The sequence below is a fragment of the Exiguobacterium sp. KKBO11 genome (assembly GCF_001644945.1).
GTDB classification, from domain to species: Bacteria; Bacillota; Bacilli; order Exiguobacteriales; family Exiguobacteriaceae; genus Exiguobacterium_A; species Exiguobacterium_A abrahamii.
On record NZ_LUCU01000022.1, the window covers coordinates 218380 to 236507 of the forward strand.

General features: G+C 47.1%; 23 protein-coding genes. 8 read left to right on the forward strand and 15 right to left on the reverse strand.

All coding sequences use genetic code 11. From position 1 onward, the window contains the following. Positions 1 to 10 precede the first annotated feature (10 nt). From uptA to AYO36_RS08190, 6 genes are all read left to right on the forward strand, one after another. On the forward strand, positions 11 to 604 hold the full coding sequence (uptA, locus tag AYO36_RS08160; RefSeq protein ID WP_023467894.1) for an undecaprenyl phosphate transporter UptA: 594 nt from the start codon (positions 11 to 13) through the stop codon (positions 602 to 604). A 58-nt stretch (positions 605 to 662) separates the two neighbouring features. Further along, positions 663 to 1547, forward strand: coding sequence for a hypothetical protein (locus tag AYO36_RS08165; protein ID WP_064300123.1), 885 nt, complete (start codon positions 663 to 665; stop codon positions 1545 to 1547). A 163-nt stretch (positions 1548 to 1710) separates the two neighbouring features. After that, positions 1711 to 3081 carry an amino acid permease gene (locus tag AYO36_RS08170; protein WP_064300124.1) on the forward strand — a complete coding sequence of 457 codons (1371 nt, stop codon included), beginning with the start codon at positions 1711 to 1713 and terminating at the stop codon, positions 3079 to 3081. A gap of 335 nt (positions 3082 to 3416) precedes the next feature. Beyond that, positions 3417 to 3959: an alkaline shock response membrane anchor protein AmaP gene (gene amaP / locus AYO36_RS08180; protein ID WP_064300126.1), complete on the forward strand. Its 543-nt coding sequence runs from the start codon at positions 3417 to 3419 to the stop codon at positions 3957 to 3959. 20 nt (positions 3960 to 3979) lie between these two features. Next, positions 3980 to 4186 carry a DUF2273 domain-containing protein gene (locus AYO36_RS08185; protein WP_029341361.1) on the forward strand — a complete coding sequence of 69 codons (207 nt, stop codon included), beginning with the start codon at positions 3980 to 3982 and terminating at the stop codon, positions 4184 to 4186. 53 nt (positions 4187 to 4239) lie between these two features. Continuing rightward, positions 4240 to 4677: an Asp23/Gls24 family envelope stress response protein gene (locus tag AYO36_RS08190; protein ID WP_050677037.1), complete on the forward strand. Its 438-nt coding sequence runs from the start codon at positions 4240 to 4242 to the stop codon at positions 4675 to 4677. Positions 4678 to 4732: 55 nt separating this feature from the next. On the opposite strand, the gene AYO36_RS08195 is transcribed toward AYO36_RS08190, so the two are convergent. The 5 genes from AYO36_RS08195 to AYO36_RS08215 all read right to left on the reverse strand — a co-directional run bounded on the left by AYO36_RS08195 (position 4733) and on the right by AYO36_RS08215 (position 8537). Beyond that, the gene (locus AYO36_RS08195; RefSeq protein ID WP_023467885.1) at positions 4733 to 5500 is read right to left on the reverse strand and encodes an ABC transporter permease; all 768 of its coding nucleotides are present in this window, start codon (positions 5498 to 5500) and stop codon (positions 4733 to 4735) included. Between the two features lies 1 nt (position 5501). Further along, positions 5502 to 6425, reverse strand: a complete 924-nt coding sequence (locus AYO36_RS08200; RefSeq protein WP_231884690.1) for an ATP-binding cassette domain-containing protein — start codon at positions 6423 to 6425, stop codon at positions 5502 to 5504. A gap of 107 nt (positions 6426 to 6532) precedes the next feature. After that, positions 6533 to 6814, reverse strand: coding sequence for a hypothetical protein (locus AYO36_RS08205; protein ID WP_064300127.1), 282 nt, complete (start codon positions 6812 to 6814; stop codon positions 6533 to 6535). Positions 6815 to 6916: 102 nt separating this feature from the next. After that, positions 6917 to 7714: a transporter substrate-binding domain-containing protein gene (locus AYO36_RS08210; protein WP_029341356.1), complete on the reverse strand. Its 798-nt coding sequence runs from the start codon at positions 7712 to 7714 to the stop codon at positions 6917 to 6919. Then, positions 7707 to 8537 carry a transporter substrate-binding domain-containing protein gene (locus tag AYO36_RS08215; RefSeq protein ID WP_064300128.1) on the reverse strand — a complete coding sequence of 277 codons (831 nt, stop codon included), beginning with the start codon at positions 8535 to 8537 and terminating at the stop codon, positions 7707 to 7709. The genes AYO36_RS08210 and AYO36_RS08215 overlap by 8 nt, the downstream gene beginning before the upstream one ends. A gap of 264 nt (positions 8538 to 8801) precedes the next feature. Here AYO36_RS08215 and AYO36_RS08220 point away from each other — a divergent pair, with 264 nt between their 5' ends. After that, positions 8802 to 9440, forward strand: coding sequence for an SDR family oxidoreductase (locus AYO36_RS08220; protein WP_064300129.1), 639 nt, complete (start codon positions 8802 to 8804; stop codon positions 9438 to 9440). A 150-nt stretch (positions 9441 to 9590) separates the two neighbouring features. On the opposite strand, the gene AYO36_RS08225 is transcribed toward AYO36_RS08220, so the two are convergent. The 8 genes from AYO36_RS08225 to AYO36_RS08260 form a co-directional block, all read right to left on the reverse strand. Next, positions 9591 to 10118, reverse strand: a complete 528-nt coding sequence (locus tag AYO36_RS08225) for a DUF2812 domain-containing protein (protein ID WP_064300130.1) — start codon at positions 10116 to 10118, stop codon at positions 9591 to 9593. Further along, a complete protein-coding gene (locus AYO36_RS08230; protein WP_197484518.1) occupies positions 10108 to 10440 on the reverse strand; it encodes a PadR family transcriptional regulator in 333 nt (110 codons plus the stop codon). Before AYO36_RS08230 ends, AYO36_RS08225 begins: the two co-directional genes overlap by 11 nt. Positions 10441 to 10574: 134 nt before the next feature. Beyond that, positions 10575 to 12233: an FAD-dependent oxidoreductase gene (locus AYO36_RS08235; protein ID WP_064300131.1), complete on the reverse strand. Its 1659-nt coding sequence runs from the start codon at positions 12231 to 12233 to the stop codon at positions 10575 to 10577. Positions 12234 to 12253: 20 nt separating this feature from the next. After that, entirely contained in the window at positions 12254 to 13558 is a 1305-nt protein-coding gene (locus tag AYO36_RS08240; RefSeq protein ID WP_064300132.1) for an arsenic transporter, read from the reverse strand. A gap of 132 nt (positions 13559 to 13690) precedes the next feature. Then, positions 13691 to 14005, reverse strand: coding sequence for an ArsR/SmtB family transcription factor (locus AYO36_RS08245; protein WP_082874206.1), 315 nt, complete (start codon positions 14003 to 14005; stop codon positions 13691 to 13693). A 182-nt stretch (positions 14006 to 14187) separates the two neighbouring features. Continuing rightward, complete coding sequence (locus tag AYO36_RS08250) at positions 14188 to 15198, reverse strand: ABC-2 transporter permease (protein WP_064300134.1); 1011 nt, start codon at positions 15196 to 15198, stop codon at positions 14188 to 14190. Positions 15199 to 15266: 68 nt separating this feature from the next. Next, a complete protein-coding gene (locus tag AYO36_RS08255) occupies positions 15267 to 15689 on the reverse strand; it encodes a MarR family winged helix-turn-helix transcriptional regulator (protein WP_064300135.1) in 423 nt (140 codons plus the stop codon). Positions 15690 to 15755: 66 nt separating this feature from the next. Then, on the reverse strand, positions 15756 to 16499 hold the full coding sequence (locus AYO36_RS08260; protein WP_064300136.1) for a nuclease-related domain-containing protein: 744 nt from the start codon (positions 16497 to 16499) through the stop codon (positions 15756 to 15758). A 130-nt stretch (positions 16500 to 16629) separates the two neighbouring features. On the opposite strand from AYO36_RS08260, the gene AYO36_RS08265 reads away from it, so the two are divergent. Continuing rightward, a complete protein-coding gene (locus AYO36_RS08265; RefSeq protein ID WP_035398001.1) occupies positions 16630 to 16935 on the forward strand; it encodes a hypothetical protein in 306 nt (101 codons plus the stop codon). 43 nt (positions 16936 to 16978) lie between these two features. On the opposite strand, the gene AYO36_RS08270 is transcribed toward AYO36_RS08265, so the two are convergent. Then, a complete protein-coding gene (locus AYO36_RS08270; RefSeq protein WP_064300137.1) occupies positions 16979 to 17353 on the reverse strand; it encodes a cupin domain-containing protein in 375 nt (124 codons plus the stop codon). A 15-nt stretch (positions 17354 to 17368) separates the two neighbouring features. Then, positions 17369 to 18115 (reverse strand): SDR family oxidoreductase, encoded by a 747-nt coding sequence (locus AYO36_RS08275; protein ID WP_064300138.1) that lies wholly within the window; start codon positions 18113 to 18115, stop codon positions 17369 to 17371. Positions 18116 to 18128: the final 13 nt, after the last annotated feature.

Below are 18128 nucleotides of genomic sequence, written 5' to 3' on the forward strand. Positions count from 1 at the left end.
GTTGTCTAACGTGTTATCTCAAGTCGTCAACCAGATTTTACTTTCGCTTGCCGATCTCGGATATTTCGGCATCGCCCTCGGGTTGATGATTGAAATCATACCGAGTGAAATCGTCCTCTCTTACGGTGGATTCATGATTTCCCAAGGAACGATCGGCTGGCCGCTTGCTATCGTCGCTGCCGTCATCGGTGGATTATTCTCGCAATTATTCTTATATTGGTTCGCTCGCTACGGCGGTCGTCCCCTTATCCTGAAATACGGGAAGTATGTTTTGATTTCAGAACATCATCTCGATCTAGCCGAGCGTTGGTTCTTAAAGTACGGACAAGGCGTCATCTTTGGAGCCCGTTTCATCCCGGTCGTCCGTCATGCCATCTCGATTCCGGCAGGTCTTGCCAAGATGGATCAAACGAAGTTTTCTCTTTATACGGTGCTTGCGATCATTCCGTGGTCGATCTTGTTCCTGTATCTTGGTGAAACGCTCGGAACGAACTGGCGCTCGATCAAGGAAGTGGCTGCACCGTACACGAACGGTGTCCTAATCGCTGCCGTCGTCTTGATCATCTTCTACGTCATCTACAAACGCCGTCAACGAACGGTTTGAACAACTAGCAGTCTGTCTGACGACGGACTGTTTTTTTAAACAAACAGGAGGTCCTGCCATGCTCACATCCCCACTTGCTCATTTTCCGTTACGTCGTTTGACTGCATCCTATCGGGCGGGTCATCCTGTCGCAACCGGGATCACCGTCGACGGACATATTTTAATCGTCGAAGAAACCCTCGACGAAGCACGCAATGAACACGTCCTTTCCATTCATCAATTGAAGGATGATTGGCGTAAGACGACGATCGTTAAAAAAAGCGAAATTGATTTTTCGCTCGTCGATCGATTTCCGGATGGACGTTTGTTACTCGTCGCTTCCCGTTGCGATGATGACGTAGACGGAACGTGGTTGCCGAATGCCTTTATTTATGATGTTCAGGGAAATCTAGTCAATCAATTTTGTTTAGATGATGGGATTCAAAACATGCAAATCGATGAACGAGGGTGGATTTGGGTCAGTTATTTTGACGAAGGTGTCTATGCTGACGCCGTAACCAGTTCAAATGGTGCCTTTGGACTCGTCGCTTTTGACGATACGGGCGAAGTACAGTATAAAAACCGTCAATATCCGATTGATGATTGTTACGCCTTAAACGTCTGTTCATCAAAAGAAATCTGGTTCTTCTACTACTCTGATTACCGTTTCATTCGTATCGATCAAGAGGAAGATCTCGTCTGCGAGGCACCTACGATCGCCTTTTCTCAGTTCGCTCGGTACGACGATTTTCTGCTTGCCGCAAATTCTGATGAAGCACATTTACTCGAACGGAAAGGTACGCTCTTTGAAAGTGTTCGTTCGATTCGATTCATGACAGAACAGGGAAATACCCTGTCAGGTGACCTTACAATGCGTAATGACTTGATCGTACTAGCGACCTCGGAACACCTATATTTCGGGAGACTCGGTCAGCGACTTGTCTCTCTCTTAGCAGGCAAATGAAAGCCATTACACAGTTGTTTCATAATCTTTTTACTTTTGAAAACCTCTAACCCAAATTTTCAAAAAGACTAGCGAGTTCTATCTGAGGATAGTATACTCAGCGTTATAGTTATTCGGACAAATTGTCTGAACATTATGACGTCACAGAATTTTTTTGGGGGAAATGATGAGTTCGAATTTGAAACGAGATTTAACAGCACGACAGGTACAAATGATTGCACTCGGAGGAACGATCGGGGTCGGTCTTTTCCTTGGAGCATCGAGTACGATTGCTTGGACGGGACCATCCGTCTTACTCGCGTACATGCTAGCAGGAGTCTTTATCTTTTTCATCATGCGGGCACTTGGTGAGATGGTCTACACCCATCCTCACAGTGGTTCGTACGCAAAGTTCGCAAACGACTATATCCATCCAGCAGCTGGTTTCTTGACAGCAAGCAGTAATATCTTCAACTGGGTCGTCGTCGGGATGAGTGAAGTCATCGCTGTCGGGACATACTTACGCTTCTGGTGGCCGGAACTACCGACTTGGATTCCAGGCGTCGTCGTCATCATTCTCTTGACGCTTGCGAACCTTGCTTCCGTCAAGATGTTCGGTGAACTCGAGTTTTGGTTCGCCTCAATCAAGGTAATAACGATTCTTCTAATGATCGTCGCTGGACTTGGAATCATCTTCTTTGGTCTAGGAAATGACGGAAATCCGGTCGGCTTCTCGAATCTTTGGGCGAACGGTGGATTCTTCACAAATGGTTTCACCGGCTTCTTCTTTGCGCTCTCGATCGTCTTCGCCTCTTACATCGGTGTTGAGTTGATCGGCGTGACAGCTGGAGAAACGAAAGATCCAGAGAAGAACATTACGAAGGCGATCAATGGTGTCGTCTGGCGAATCTTGATTTTCTACGTCGGCTCCATCTTCATCATCGTCACGGTGTATCCGTGGAATGAGTTGTCTGATCTCGGCAGTCCGTTCGTTGCGACATTCGCCAAGGTCGGTGTCACGATTGCTGCCGGGATCATCAACTTCGTCGTCATCACGGCCGCTTTATCCGGTTGTAACTCCGGGATCTTCAGCGCAAGCCGGATGATCTATGCATTGGCTGAAAAAGAACAAGTGCCGTCCTTCTTCTTAAAGGTCAACAAACGCGGCATTCCATTCTACACGGTCTTAGCGATTTCAATCGGGATTTTCTTCGGTGTCATTCTCGATATCACCTTGCCACTCGTTCTCGGGAAGGATACGAATATCTTCGTGTATGTCTACAGTGCTTCGGTACTACCAGGGATGGTACCGTGGTTCGCGATTTTAATCAGTCATATCCGGTATCGTAAACTCGAAAGTGAACGGACAGCCTCACATCCGTTCAAGATGCCCGGTGCGCCGGTGACGAACTATCTGTCGATCGTCGCGCTGTTGACAGTGCTCGTCGGGATGTTGTTCAACGATGAGACACGCGTCTCGATCTTAATCGGAGTCGCTTTCTTGATCTTAAGTACGGTCTATTACATCGTAAAAGTACCGAAAATCGAAAAATAAACGTCTGTCTCTCCTCTCATGACCGCATGAGAGGAGTTTTTTGATGGAGATGATTTTCTATATTGACATTGAATAATATTCATGATAGATATTTTTCGCGAACGCTTAAACCCTTAAGACGTCGTAACATCCTTGATTTCAATGCGTAAAGCCGTATTTCATCTACTATTTTTCTAATAAATAGATAAATTTTCAGAATAAATAGTCTTTTCATTCTAAGTGCATTTTCATGTTTCGAGTTCGTTTGAGCGGGAATATTCTCACCATACACATAATATTTCATGTGTAGAACAATCACGTTAAAACAATTTAACGGCAGAAAGGAGAGATGTAACATGAACGGATTCAATCGTTTCCTACTCGTTCTGATCGGCATTCTCGGTTTAGTCAGCGTCGGTCTTCTTGTACTTGGCGTCTATGATGTTCCACGACTCAGTCCTTTGATTGAACAGTGGCAAGATCAACAATGGTATAGCTACACGATTTTATCACTTGGTGGCTTCCTAGCATTCGTATTTGTCATTCTATTATTCACTGGACTACTCAGTCGTTCAAAAGGACAACGTCTCCTGATTCAAACGGGTGACGGGAATATCACGATCTCTAAGCAAACAATCGAACGAACGGCACTCGAGTCGATTCGCGGTATCAACGGCGTACGATCTCCACGCGTCAACGCAGACATTCACTCGAAAAAAGAAACCGTCGCGTTAGAAGTTGACTGTTCCGTCTTTGGTCAAGAAGGCTTGCCGTCAATCGGCAAAGACATTCAAGAACGCGCCAAACATGCAGTCGAATCGTTGCTTGAACTACCTGTCACAAAAACACGCGTCCGGATCAGTGACACGAAGACAAAAACGTCTGAACGCGTCGTCTAAGATCCGAGAGGAGGAAGATCATGAAAACGAGCGAAGCACTTCGTCCGTATCGCTACCGTCTACTTGGCGGGCTAGTCGGACTGATCCTCGCCATCTTGTTCTTGACGATCGGTTTTGGACCGACGTTGTTGATCATCGTATTCGCAACAATCGGTTACCTGATCGGTCAGTGGCGGGATAATGCGCTCGATGTTGAAGGATGGATTCAGTTCTTTCAGCGGGATTGAGCATAGACAGAAAATAAAAATCACTTAACTCACACTAAAAGGAGAGGTTTCTCATGGCTAACGAAATCAACACTAAACAAAACGAAAACGAAGTAGTACGCGAAAACAAACTCACATTCGAAGATCAAGTCATAAAAAAAATCGCCGGTATCGCATCAAATGATGTCAAAGGCATCCTCTCAATGAGCGGTGGCTTCATGAGTGGATTGACAGATCGTTTCCGGAGCACGGAAGATATCACAAAAGGCATCGACGCGGAAGTCGGCGAACGACAAGTCGCACTCGACTTAAAAGTCATCGTCGAGTACGGCAAAAACATCCCTTCCATCTTCCAAGACGCTGTAACGAAAATCAAAAAATCAGTCCATGATATGACAGGACTCGATGTCATCGAAATCAACATGCATGTCGAAGATGTCATGACACGTTCTGAGTTCGACGCAAAAAGTAAATCGTCGAAAGAAGAGGAAGAAAAACGCGATTTGAAATAAGACAGTCAACTAGATAGCCGCATAAAATGGACCCGCTTAAAAACGGGTCCATTTTTTACTTTTTCAATGCCCCGCGTGCGTTCAACGCAGCAAAGATCACCATCGCAATACTGAGAACAGCAGCGACGATCAAACCTTGCCAGTAGACTGACCAATCGATTTCAGGACGGGTCAACACACTACGCATCCCTTCCATGATATAGGTCGTCGGATTGATCGTCGCAGCAATCTTGAGCCATTCGGCTTCAATCAAGTCTTTCGGGACAAACGTCGTCGACAAGAAAATCAGCGGGAAGAATAAGAGCGTTCCAGCTTGAGCGGCTTGCGCATTCCGTGTCTTCAAAGCGACACCGACCGAGTAACCGGCAAAGGCGAGTCCAAATCCGAGCGCGAGTAAGATCGTCAAGAAAAAGCCGCTGACACCGACTGGAATCGATAGACCAAGCAAGAATGCCATCCCGAAGATCAGTAACGTTTGAACGAATAACTGCAGCATCCCGGCAAGCATCGGTCCGAGGACGATTGCGGTCCGGGAGACCGGTGTCAATAAGAGTCGAGCGAAATAACCACTCTCGATGTCCTTGACGAGTGCTTGCCCCGCTCCCCCTGCTCCGCCGACAGCACCCGAGACGATCGAAACAGGCAAAATGAAGTTCAAATAATCGACGCCGTCGAACTGCGGTAAATTCGAGATTCCGGACAAACCACTCGTGTAGACGAGCAGGAAAAAGACACTGATGATCAAGTTCGGAATGAAGGAAAACGGATTACGTAACGTCACGAGGAGACTCCGCCGCATCAGAAACCATGTTTCTCGAATCATGTCACGATTCCTCCTTATAAGCTTGTCCAGTTAAACGAATGAAGACATCATCAAGCGACGGTTGTTTGACGACCAGTGACGTAGCGACCATTTTTCGTTCATCAAGAAAACGGACGACCGCGCGCAGTGTCTCCGTTCCCCGCGAAGGAATGACGAGGCGATCTTTTTCCTGACGACCGGAAAACGTCTCTAAGACGATTCGTTCGTTCTCTTTTTCAGCTAGCGTCAATTCGATCCGCTCTTCTCCATTTGCTGCTTTCAGCTCAGCTGCCGTTCCTTCGGCAATCAATTGTCCCTCATTGATGATCGCGATTCGGTCGGCTAGCTGATCGGCTTCTTCCAAGTACTGTGTCGTCAAAAAGATCGTTGTTCCGAACTCTTCGTTTAATCGTCGGACCTCGTTCCAGATTTGTACACGGCTCGCGGGGTCGAGTCCTGTCGTTGGTTCGTCAAGGAACAAAACAGTCGGTTGATGGACGAGCGTCAAAGCAAGGTCAAGCCGACGTTTCATCCCGCCGGAGTAAGTACCCGATCTGCGCTTGCCGTCTTGATCGAGTCCGACGAGCTGCAACAATTCCTCTGCCCGTGTTTTTGCTTCCGTCTGACTTAATCCAAATAATTTTCCCTGTAAGACGAGTAATTCAAGCCCGGTCAAATCTTCATCGATGCCGGTATCTTGCAAGGCGACCCCGATTTGCAATCGGACCTGTTTTTCCTGTTTGACGACATCAAATTCCTGAATCGTCGCCCGACCTCCGGAAATTGGAATCAACGTCGTCAGCATCTGGACGGTCGTCGACTTTCCCGCCCCGTTCGGTCCTAGAAAAGCAAAGATCTCTCCTGCCTCTACATCAAATGAGATGCCTTTGACGACATTCTTCCCATCGTACGTCTTCGTCAAGTTCTCGACATGAATCATCTTCATTCCTTCTTTCCTTGAATTCAAAGTCATGTCCAAGATTTTCCCGTTTTTTCTGTTCTCGAATCAAAAAAAAGACACCTGATTCGGTGCCTTGATTCACTCTATAACTATTACGCAACAATCTGATACACACCATACAAGACGCTGGCAGATACCACGAGCGTTGTGACGATCGAAACCAGCATCATCGTTAATCCGATTCCTGTTAATCGAACGACTCGTGCCATCGCGAGACTAAATGAGAGCACTGCACCACTTGTAAATATAAGCGCCCCTCCGAATAACAACGTAGGATTAATCCATGACTCTCCGATGACAATCCATGTGTAAGTGATACCAGCAAAAAGAACGGTCATGATGAGCCATTGTCTCGCTGACACGTTTTTCAACATATTGATTCCTCCTAATTTGCTTCTACCTACTTGTTCGCCCTTTCCCACTAGATTCCTGTTACGAAAAAATCGTGCCTCCTGCTGTCAGGAGACACGATCCACTTAAGACGCCACTTGCCATTTTTCTTTTAATTGCTCCATCTCTTCTTGACCTTCGTGCGATTGCATCCACAGATTGAAGACATCAACAACGTCCCCTTCCGACTCTCGAACGAGGTAACTCTTCTCCGCCGGAATCCATTTTTCTTGAATTCTTGGTGCTGCGAGTCGCTTGTCGAGCGCTTCATAATGAATCGCCTCGACCGTGTCGGTGATCATGACATCGACTTCACCTGAGGCAACCGCGTGCGGGATATCGAGGTTTTGTTCATACATGACGATGTTCGCCTTTGTGAACGTCTTACGGACGAATTGTTCATTCGTTCCACCTGGATTTAGACCAATCGTCACGTCTGGACGATTGATTTGTTCGATCGAAGCAAGACGTTTAGCATCTTCTTTTCGGACGAGCGGTGTCTTTTGGAACGACAGATAACTCGACGTGAAGTCACCGATGATCTCTCGCTCGATGTTTTTCGTCACACCACCGACGACCATATCGAATTTCCCGCTAGCAAGATCAGCAGATAGCGTGGGCCATGTCGTCGGGACGAATTCGACATCGATACCGGTCGTCTTCGCGAAAGAACGGATCACTTCGATATCGAATCCTTCGTACTCGTTCGTCTTCCGGTTCAAGTACGTGAATGGTTTGTAATCCCCAGTCGTTCCGACGACGATTTTTTTCGTTGCAAAGACGTTCTTCGCTTGTACTCGTCGAGGTTGCTCCGTTTGCCACAGCGTCAGTAAGCTCGCAAATAAGACGCCACCTCCGACGACGATCCATCCCCACTTACTCATGTGCTCCCGCTCCTTTCGCTCCGACCGTCTCACGCGTTGAGACGATGTTCCATTTTTTCTTTAGTTGTTCAACCTGTTCTTGCCCCTCTGCACTTTCAATCCAGACCCGGAAAACGTCTCCAAGCTGTTTTTGGTCCGGTTTCATCAAATACGCCATCTCAGCTGGTTCCCATGCCTCTGTCAGTTTCGGCACCGCAAGATCGAGTTCTGTCGCGTAATGCAACGCCTCGATGTCGTCCGTCACCATGACATCGACTTGTCCGCTTTTTACGGCTTTCGGAATGTCCAAGTTGTTCTCAAAGACGGTCACATCTGCTTTCGGAAAATGCTTCTTCACGAACGCTTCGTTCGTGCCACCCGGGTTGACGCCGATTTTGACTGCTGGATCATTGATTGCAGCGAGCGAATTCAAGCGTTCGACATCTTTCTTCTTTACGAGCGGTGCTTTTTGAAAGGAGAAATACGACGATGTAAAGTCTCCGACGACCTCGCGCTCGACTTTCTTCGTGATGCCACCGACAGCGATATCAAACTTGCCTGATTTCGTATCCTCCGATAATGTCGGCCATGTCGTCTTGACGAACGTCACGTCAAGATTTGCTGCTTTTGCGAACGCTTGGATGACATCGATATCAAAGCCTTGATAACGATTCCGTTCCTCGTTCCAGTATGTAAAGGGCTTATAATCCCCCGTCGTCCCGACGACCAGCTTGTGGTCTTCGAAGATGACATGTGCTTTGGCATCCGTCTGTTGATTCCAGATCATCCAAGCGGCAACGCCTGTCAAAACAAGTCCTGCCAGTAGCCATGGTTTCTTTCTCATCGTATCTCTCCTTTCTGTTTCGTCGTTGCCCATTCACCGAATATTGCTACAATTTAACCCAAATGATTTTCGGTGTGGGTAATAGTCATTATCCTACCACACTTACACGTGATTTCAAGATAATTTGATGATTTTATGCATAAAAGCGTTAAAAAGATGTTTTGATGACGGTTACAGTTCTACAAGTCGTCTCTCTTTACAGAAACCCTTCGTCTTTTCCATACTGAAACAGAATCATCAAATCGTGAAATGGAGGAATGGAACATGAGTCAGATTTTCATCATTGGTGCAAATGGTAAAGTAGGTCGTCACGCTGCTCGCTTACTGCAGGATTCGGAGCACGATGTCAAAGTAGGATTACGTTCCAAGGACCAGTTCAGTGATTTTGAGAAATTAGGTCATACCCCGGTCCATCTCGATCTTGAAGCGGACGTCGCGACGATCACTGATGCATTACAAGGATCAGATGTCGTCATCTTTACGGCAGGGTCCGGCGGTCACACGGGGGCGGACAAGACGATGCTGATCGACTTCGACGGTGCCGTCAAATCGATCGAAGCAGCGGAAGCAATCCATGCAAAACAGTTCATCATGGTCAGTGCCTTGAATGCCGATTCGCCGGAAACATGGTCCGACAGCATGAAACCGTATTACATTGCAAAACGCTACGCGGATCGTGTCCTGAAGGAATCGTCACTTAATTACACGATTCTTCGCCCAGGCGGACTATCAGATGAAGCCGGCACAGGAAACGTCACGACGGATCCGTCCGAGCAAGCAACTAAAAAGATTCCGCGTGAGGATGTCGCACGCGTCATTCTAGCTGCAATCGGTCACGACAAGGCGTCGAAGCAAGTCGTCACGCTACTCGAAGGTGACACACCGATCAACGAATCATTCTAATACAAAAGCTCACGTCTCCATTTCCGAGACGTGAGCTTTTTTTGATGAAATCACTCATTGGTGAAGTTGCAGATACATCGTTCACATCGTTTCAGCAATCGTCGAGAATGAGAGCACGTAATGTTTCCTCGCTAGCTCGGATTCCGATGTTTAATCCTGCTCCGCGATCGTACGCAATCCACGTAACGTTTGAATTTTACGTTCGTGGCGTTGCATCACGAATGAGAGACCCGTCACGATCGCAAGATTGAACCAGATCATCGTGTCGGTAATCGGATTAAATAAATTAATGAGTACTGCGATGATATTCACAAAAAAAATGACTTTATACAACTGTAGAATCCGATGTTCGTGATGGATCTTTGAATCAAAATCCGAGTACAAATGAAAGGGTTCATCTGAAGTCCGTTTTCTTAAGAAGACCCAGCGGAACGATGTATCGACGACTTCAATGTCCATCTCTTCTAAAAACGCAAAGTAATCCTGCGACTTCGGATGCTTTGGCATGTTTTCTAACAACTCAATTCGATACGTGTACATACCAGGTTCACCTTTGATGAATACATAACGTCCGAGTCGAAACTGCTGTAAGTACCAGCCGTTGTTTGCCATCTCGTTTAACCACACTTCTTCTTTCGCATAATCAGCGTAAAAGCGATAGACCGTTTTACTGCTCACCTTGATCCACTCCCATCGTTTCTTGTCCATGTCGCACGAGTTCTTTTAATCGATCTAGCTCTACCTGTAATCTCTCCCGCCCCTGATTCGTCATGATGTACTCTTTCTTTCGCCCTGCTTCTTGCTCGATCGCTTCAATCCACCCTTTATCGACCAGACTGCTGAGTGCGCCGTACAACGTACCAGCAGCTAACTTGACCTGGTTGTTGCTCAATTCCTGGACGAATTGCATGATGCCATAGCCATGACGGGGTTGTTGAAGTGACAGTAAAATATAATAGACAGCCTCTGTTAATGCTGTCTCTTGGATTGTCCGTGCCATTTTCCCACTTCCTTATTACGCCTTCCGTTATATCGTCTCCCGATATACTAAAAATATCCTATTTCTAACGATTTGACAACAAAAAACGTGATGATTTCTAAGTGAATAGGATCATCACGCTACATGGATCAACATTATGACAAACATTTTTTGATATGTTGATAGTTCTTATTGCCACCTGATAAGTTGCATACATCCGTAAATCCAAGATTTTTCAAGACGTTTTGCGCAGCATTCCCCGTCACGCCTTTGTTGCAGTAGACGATCGTCGGTAACGTCGGATCCAGTTCCTTTGCGCGTGTCCGTAGTTCACCGAGCGGAATATGGATTGCTCCATCGACATGGTTTTTTTCAAATTGTGCTTTTGAGCGTGTATCGATGATTTGGAACGACTTCCCACTCGCGACTTGGTCGATCAATTCATTCGGCGTCATCAAACGCGCTGTTTTTTTGATGGCATTATCGAGCGCCATTCCCGTATAGAGAACGGGATCCTTCGTCGTCGCAAACGGTGGTGCGTAGGCTAAATCGAGATGGAATAAATCCTCTGCCTTTGCTTTAAAGGTGATCGCCGTCGCTAGGACATCAATCCGTTTATCGACACCTTGCGGACCCACGATCTGGGCTCCGAGAACTCGCCCTGTTGCCCGATCGGCAATCGCTTTGATCGTCATCTCTTTCCCACCCATGTATTCCGGACGATCTGGTTTGATGTTATGCAAGACTTCGATGTCATAGCCTGACTCACGCGCTTCTTTTTCCGTCAAACCTGTTTGAGCGACCGTCAAATCGAATGCCTTGAAGATACCGGTCCCTAAGATCCCACGGTGCTCCGCTTCTTCTCCGGTAATGACCATGCCGGCAATCCGTCCCATCTTGTTCGCTGTTGAACCAAGCGGACGATAAAGTGCTTCACCCGTGATGACGGAGAAACTCTCCGCGACGTCACCGACTGCGTAAACATCAGCTACATTCGTCTGCATGTGACGGTTGACTGCAATCGCCCCTGTTTTACCAAGCACTACACTGATCTGCTTCGCAAGACCCGTGTTCGGCTTGACGCCAACCGATAAAATGACGAGATCGGTCTCGATCGTTTTTCCACTCTCAAGCGCGACCTCAGAAACACGTTCTTCTCCGTTGAACGCTGTCACGGATTCGCCAAGCAAGAGCGATACCCCTTTATCTTTTAAATGATCCGCTACGCGTTCTGCCATATCGCGATCAAGTGGCGGCATGACTTGCGGCAAGCGTTCGACGAGCGTGACTTGAATGCCCCGATACGTCAATTGCTCTGCCATCTCGAGTCCGATGAATCCTCCGCCGACAATCGTTGCTGTCTTCGGATCGTGAGCATCAATGTAGGACCGGATCGCGTCGGCATTGCGGACATTTCGAACCGTAAAGACATTCTCATGTTCAACGCCTGGAAGTGGTGGAATGATACTAGAAGCACCGGTTGCCAGCACTAACGTATCATACGTGTCCGTGAAACGATTCCCCGTCAGGAGATTGACGATCGTCGCCGTTTTTGTCGCATGATCAATCGATTCGACTTCGTGTTGTGTATGAATATCGATGTTATATCGTTTTTTAAAGAAAGCGGCATCGCGCGGTGTCAATTCGTCGATGTCAGCGATCTCCCCACCGACGAAGTAGGGAATCCCACAACCTGAATACGAGATGTCCTGATCCCGATCATAAATCGTGATTTGCAACTCTTCACTGTTACGACGTGCTTTTGCTCCTACTGATGTTCCCGCAGCAACTGAACCAATAATCATCAATTTCATCTCTAGTTCCTCCTTAAAAATCAATAAAGTATCAAGCTGATATACAAGCCAAGCAATGTGATGGCAAGTGTCGGGATCGTCAGAATCGTTCCGATCTTAAAGTATTGACCCCAACCAATCTTCACGCCTTTCGTCCGAAGCACGTGTAACCAAAGTAATGTCGCTAAACTACCAATCGGCGTGATCTTCGGTCCAAGATCAGATCCGATGACGTTCGCATAGATGAGCGCTTCTCGAATCGTTCCAGTCGCCTGGCTCAGGTCGATTGCAAGGGCATCGATCATGACGGTCGGCATGTTATTCATGATGGACGACAAGATGGCAGCCAAGAAGCCCATACCAAATGTCGCGGCTGCTAAATTCGTCGCAAAGCCATCAATGATGTCAGCGAGAACTTGTGTCAATCCGGCATTTTGAAGTCCGTAGACGACGATGTACATGCCAAGTGAGAAGAAGACGATCGCCCACGGTGCACCACCGATGACCTTTTTCGTCGGTACGCTCGGTGAACGACGTGCCATCAATAAGAAGAACAAGGCGATGATACCAGCGACAAGACTGACTGGAATGCCGATGACGTCACTCGTAAAGTATCCGACGACAAGCAAGATGAGTACGAACCAAGATAACTTGAACATCCGTTGATCCTTGATCGCTGTCGCGGGTGCGACGAGTTGCGCTACATCGTAATTTTTTGGGATACTCTTTCGGAAATAGAGATACAAGACAATCAGACTGCCTACGACAGAAAATAGATTGACGAATACCATCCGTGACGCATACTCCGTAAACCCGATGTTAAAAAAGTCTGCTGAGACGATGTTGACGAGGTTCGAGACGACGAACGGTAAACTGGCCGTATCGGCAATGAATCCGGAAGCGAATACGTAGGCTAACACGACATAATCCGGAAGTTTCAAGTGACGAACCATCGCGAGTACGATTGGTGTCAGGATCAATGCTGCCCCATCGTTCGCGAATAAAGCCGCAACGACAGCACCAAGTAATGTCATATACACGAATAGTTTGACACCACCACCTCGCGCGATGCGTGCCATGTGGAGTGCCGCCCATTCGAAGAATCCGATCTCATCAAGAATCAATGAGATGATGATCAGGGCGATGAACGTAAAGGTAGCATTCCAGATGATACCCCAGACAGTCGAAACATCATCGAGGTTGACGACTCCCGTCAATAGCGCAACGAGTGCCATCCCCATCGCTGAGTAACCGATGCCGAGTCCTTTCGGTTGTTTAATGATTAAGAATAAGGTGATCAGAAAAATTCCGATCGCTAGTAAATGTGTACCGGTCAATGCGTTCACTTCATTTCTGTATTAAATTTCGAGTGGCTTTGTTAACGATTCGCCAATCTTGAACGTGTCATCAAGAATGGAATATCGTCTCGATTCCAATGCCTTGCTCGTGCTAATCCATTTCATCCACGGTGTGTGTCCTTAGCAACTTCTGTCCGGGATGTCCGGAGTGTCCATTTCTTCTAAAATCGTCAATAACAACTTGTGTTGCGGGTGATCTGGATTGATTCGAAAATAAATCCATTGTCGTTCACGTCGTTCCAAGATGAGATGGGACTGACGCAATAATTTTAGATGACGACTGACTGCAGGTTGCGAAATATCAAACATTTCGACGAAATCACAGACACAATGTTCCCGAACGTGTAGTCCTCGCAAAATTTCAAGACGTGTTCCATCGCTCAGTAGCTTTAAGAACTGACTCATCTCTTCTACCCGTTTTGCTGTCTCGATCACTGGAGAGTCCTCCTTTCTCTTAAACGTATAATCCATGCCTGATACAGGAGCGAAGTTATCAATTTCGCTTTTCACATAACCATATTATTATATAACGTTTTTGTTATGCAATGATTTTTTCATAAATCGATCTCAAATAAAAAAATCGCCATCCCATTCGATGACGATTCTTCTTATATTCTTCATGCAACAACATGTTGTGCTTGTCGTTGCTCCCTCCAACTCAGCACTAAGCACGTTATGATAAAACTACCGAAACAAAGCAGGGATAAATGCAACACTTGCGTACCGATGGATCCATTCATGAATAACAATCGACTGAATCCAGCCACGGCATTCGGAACAGGTAAGAACGTTCCGAGGGATTGATAAAACGGTGCCAGCATCTTCGCCGGCACGATGTTTCCGGCAGTCATCAACTGGAACGGAATCAACGCAACATTGACGAGTGGAGCAATCGGTCCAAATATCGCAAAGTTCATCTGCGTGACGGCGATACAGGTCGCTACGACGAGGAGCTCGAACGCCCACAGTTTGATGAATGGTGTCGTGATGTCCGTTAATACATGTGCCATGGAAACGAGCAGTAATGGAACGACCAAAAGAACGATCCCGTGCAACAGTTGGCGACTCCAAAATAGCGACCAGATCGAATGACGCTTACTTAAGATCGTACTGACAAGATTGAATTGAATCCCCATCGTCATCGTCGCGATATAGATGACGAACCCGAGGACGAGTGGCAGCATCGACAAGGCAAAATCCGAGACGGCATGCTCCGTGACGATCGATGTCGTAAACGTTGGCTCACCATTCAACTGTTTGCCGATCGTTTCCGTTGCCCGCTCGAGAATCGCATTCGCGAATTCGGCATTCGTCTGGCTGACGTGTGCCGTCAGTTGACGCGTTGCATCATCCTTTTGTAGAACGAGATCGACTTCATTGGCATCGAGTGCTTCCAATCCTTTCACTTCGGTCGAAAGTGCTTGGACCGTGAACGGTGCTTCCTTTAGTGATTTGACGAACGGGTCATTCACTTCGCCAACGACACCGACGTTCAATTGATCGAGCCGTTCCGTCGTTCCTTCGTAACCAGTCATCCAAACGACGAGGAACAAGAGCGGGACGACGATTGCGAAGACGAGCCCCACTTTCGTTTGTGTCATTGACCAGACATCTTTCCATGCTTTCATATTAAAATCTCCTTTTACATGCATTACTTATAATATCATGTGCAACTATATATCCGAAGGAAAACCATTCACGTCACATTCCGGTGAATGGTCTCAAGTGTATCTTTTAATTGCTCGATTTGCTCTCGCGATAGTCCACGGAACGCTTCGAGTTGTAGCTGATCGAGCTCTGGCCCGAGGCGATCGACGATGTCGCGTCCTTCTCGTGTCATCAAGAGCAGAACCGCTCGTCGGTCCCGGGGGTCCGGTGTCCGAACGATTAGTTCTTTTTTACCGAGCTTATCCAGAATCTTACCGATCGTCGTTTGATCACGTTCTGTCACAAATGCCAGCTGCTTTTGCGAAACACCATCTTGTTTAGCGAGTTCGCTCAGGACAGAAAACTGCTCCGGTGTCAGACCGAACGCTTCCATCCGTTTAGCAGCAGCACGTTTGAACGCATAATAACTACGGGATAATTGCATTCCAAGCGACCATTCCGATTCTTTCATCCCATCATCTCCATATAGTTGCACTACTTATTATTTATTCACTATACCTGAAGGAGAACAAGTCCGTCAACGGTCACATTTTGCCTGGCGTTGACGAATCCCATCGATATGCGCTTGTTGCGTGGCACGATCGACTTGTGAATGAACCCCGAGTTTCCCTGCAATCGTATCGACTTGACTTGGTGTCAACGGCTTACCTGTCGCGAGTTGCTCGATCGTCTTACGTAAGACGTTTCGTTTCAAGACACGGACATGCGCCGAATCGACCGTGATTTTTTTGAGTTCACAGCGTTCGCTGAAGACGATTAATGAATGGAAAAGCGCAGGATCCGTTCCTTCTAAGAAGCGTTGCATGCTTTTGAGATGCCCTTCATTTTGTTTGATCGGATTATAAAACCGTTGCTTGAAACGATTCTGGAACTGCTGCGTCCACTGACGGTCCTGCTCGCGTCCGAAAATCCACCCGCTGTAGTTTTTCGATTCGAGTACATAGATGCCACTTTCATGAATGAACGTCACATCAATCTCCGTCGTTCCTTCTCCACGCGCACGTGGTAAGTATGTATTAAAGACATAAGTGCCGTATCCGGAAACTTGATCGAGTTGACGTGTCGTCAAGTACTCACCCCATTTCCCTTTATCACGAACGATTCGCAAAAACGGTTCGCGCGTTAAACGATAATAACGACTACTGTGATACGAACTGCGCTTTACAAAGAAAAACAGACCAAACGTTCCGAAGAAGAATAGCACCATGATCAGTCCGATTTGAATCAAGAATGGTAAAAATGTCACTAATACATTGTCCACTAGATTTATCTCCTTTCCATATTAACCCTTTATTTTCCACTATATCAGCATAATCAATTTCCACCTCATTTTCCACTATTTGTTATGGAGACTGTCCTATGGTACGGTGAAACAAAGGAAGGTGTTCACTATGGATTCTGTCGTCACGTTCGCACCACTGATCGTCTTATTCTTCATCTGGATGTCCTTATCACAAAAAGCAGACGAAGCGAAACGCCGCCAACAAACGATTCTGAAGAAGCTACAACGGATCGAGGAGCACCTCGGTCTGAATGAGGTGTCACTAGAAGAAGCAGCGTTACAAGTCGAATTAGTTCAGTTGCTTCATGAAGGAAAGACGGTTGAAGCTGTCAAACGCGTTCGAGAGACTCTCGGATCGTCTTTGCTCGAGGCAAAACAATACGTCGATCAACTGAAAAGCGAGCACGGACTATGATCAAAAAGACCATCTGACAGCGAAGTTCAGATGGTCTTTCTATTCATTCCGTTACTTCATATTGTTCGTCCGAAACTGCCTCGAGCCAGAGTGGTGTCCCAGCAGTGATCGCAATGTGCGAAAACCAGGAAGACCGTGTTGCCCCGTGCCAATGCTTCACACCATCATGCGTGACGACGACATCTCCTGCTTGCAAATGTCGAGCGGGTCTCCCTTCTTCTTGATACCAGCCTTCCCCTTCCGTGACGAGTAGAATTTGATATCCCCCATCATGCATGTGCCAATGATTCCGCGTCTCCGGCTCGAACGTCACATGTGATACGGAAACGGGCAACGATTCGTCGACGAGTGGTGCTAAATAACTGATACCTGTGAATACCTCTTGATACGCTTCGTTCTTTTCGCCTCGTGGAAACATTAATACTCCTCCTTTTTACCACGGTTGAGTCGTTGGACCGACCGTAAATTCGCTCACGTTCGTATCCTCTGGTTGATCGATCGCAAAGGCGACGATCCGCGCGATACTCTCTGGTGAGATACCGTATTGGTCATATAGTGCCGTCATTCCTTCAAGCGACTCTCCGTGTGAGATCGTCTCGAGCAATTCGGTATGAATCGCTGCCGGATAAATCGTCGCCGTTCGGATGTTCGTTCCTTCTTGCGCCGATTCCATCCGTAAGACTTCCATTAAGTTACGTACTGCCCATTTCGTTGCGCCATATACAGCTCCACCCGGATACGCCTTAAGACCTGCTACGGATGAGGTCGTCAGAATATGCCCCGCACGTTGGGAGGTGAATGTCGGCATGACAGCTGCAATCCCGTTCAAGACACCTTTGAGATTGACGTCAATCATTTGATTCCACTCGTCTACTTGTAAAGCAGATAGTGGAGAACTCGGCATCAGCCCCGCGTTGAGGAAAATTGCATCAATTCGACCATACGCCGTCAATGCTGCTTCGATAAGTCGTTGATTATCTTCCAGTTTCACGACGTCTGTCTCTTGGTATATTGCTTCCCCACCGTCCGCTTGAATCGAATCGACGAGTTTCGCCAGTCGATCATTGCGACGTGATCCTAACACTAGCTTTGCCCCCTGCTTTGCAAGTAAGCGTGCTGTTGCTTCTCCAATACCTGAACTTGCTCCTGTGATGATAATGACTTTTCCTTGAATGGCCATGATGATGACGTCC

Bases quoted from the DNA above. Each gene is read 5' to 3' on its own strand.
- AYO36_RS08165 (WP_064300123.1), top strand. From the start codon at position 663: ATGCTCACATCCCCACTTGCTCATTTTCCGTTACGTCGTTTGACTGCA.
- AYO36_RS08170 (WP_064300124.1), top strand. From the start codon at position 1,711: ATGATGAGTTCGAATTTGAAACGAGATTTAACAGCACGACAGGTACAA.
- amaP (WP_064300126.1), top strand. From the start codon at position 3,417: ATGAACGGATTCAATCGTTTCCTACTCGTTCTGATCGGCATTCTCGGT.
- AYO36_RS08185 (WP_029341361.1), top strand. From the start codon at position 3,980: ATGAAAACGAGCGAAGCACTTCGTCCGTATCGCTACCGTCTACTTGGC.
- AYO36_RS08190 (WP_050677037.1), top strand. From the start codon at position 4,240: ATGGCTAACGAAATCAACACTAAACAAAACGAAAACGAAGTAGTACGC.
- AYO36_RS08195 (WP_023467885.1), bottom strand. From the start codon at position 5,500: ATGATTCGAGAAACATGGTTTCTGATGCGGCGGAGTCTCCTCGTGACG.
- AYO36_RS08200 (WP_231884690.1), bottom strand. From the start codon at position 6,425: ATGAAGATGATTCATGTCGAGAACTTGACGAAGACGTACGATGGGAAG.
- AYO36_RS08205 (WP_064300127.1), bottom strand. From the start codon at position 6,814: ATGTTGAAAAACGTGTCAGCGAGACAATGGCTCATCATGACCGTTCTT.
- AYO36_RS08210 (WP_029341356.1), bottom strand. From the start codon at position 7,714: ATGAGTAAGTGGGGATGGATCGTCGTCGGAGGTGGCGTCTTATTTGCG.
- AYO36_RS08215 (WP_064300128.1), bottom strand. From the start codon at position 8,537: ATGAGAAAGAAACCATGGCTACTGGCAGGACTTGTTTTGACAGGCGTT.
- AYO36_RS08220 (WP_064300129.1), top strand. From the start codon at position 8,802: ATGAGTCAGATTTTCATCATTGGTGCAAATGGTAAAGTAGGTCGTCAC.
- AYO36_RS08230 (WP_197484518.1), bottom strand. From the start codon at position 10,440: ATGGCACGGACAATCCAAGAGACAGCATTAACAGAGGCTGTCTATTAT.
- AYO36_RS08235 (WP_064300131.1), bottom strand. From the start codon at position 12,233: ATGAAATTGATGATTATTGGTTCAGTTGCTGCGGGAACATCAGTAGGA.
- AYO36_RS08250 (WP_064300134.1), bottom strand. From the start codon at position 15,198: ATGAAAGCATGGAAAGATGTCTGGTCAATGACACAAACGAAAGTGGGG.
- AYO36_RS08255 (WP_064300135.1), bottom strand. From the start codon at position 15,689: ATGAAAGAATCGGAATGGTCGCTTGGAATGCAATTATCCCGTAGTTAT.
- AYO36_RS08265 (WP_035398001.1), top strand. From the start codon at position 16,630: ATGGATTCTGTCGTCACGTTCGCACCACTGATCGTCTTATTCTTCATC.
- AYO36_RS08270 (WP_064300137.1), bottom strand. From the start codon at position 17,353: ATGTTTCCACGAGGCGAAAAGAACGAAGCGTATCAAGAGGTATTCACA.
- AYO36_RS08275 (WP_064300138.1), bottom strand. From the start codon at position 18,115: ATGGCCATTCAAGGAAAAGTCATTATCATCACAGGAGCAAGTTCAGGT.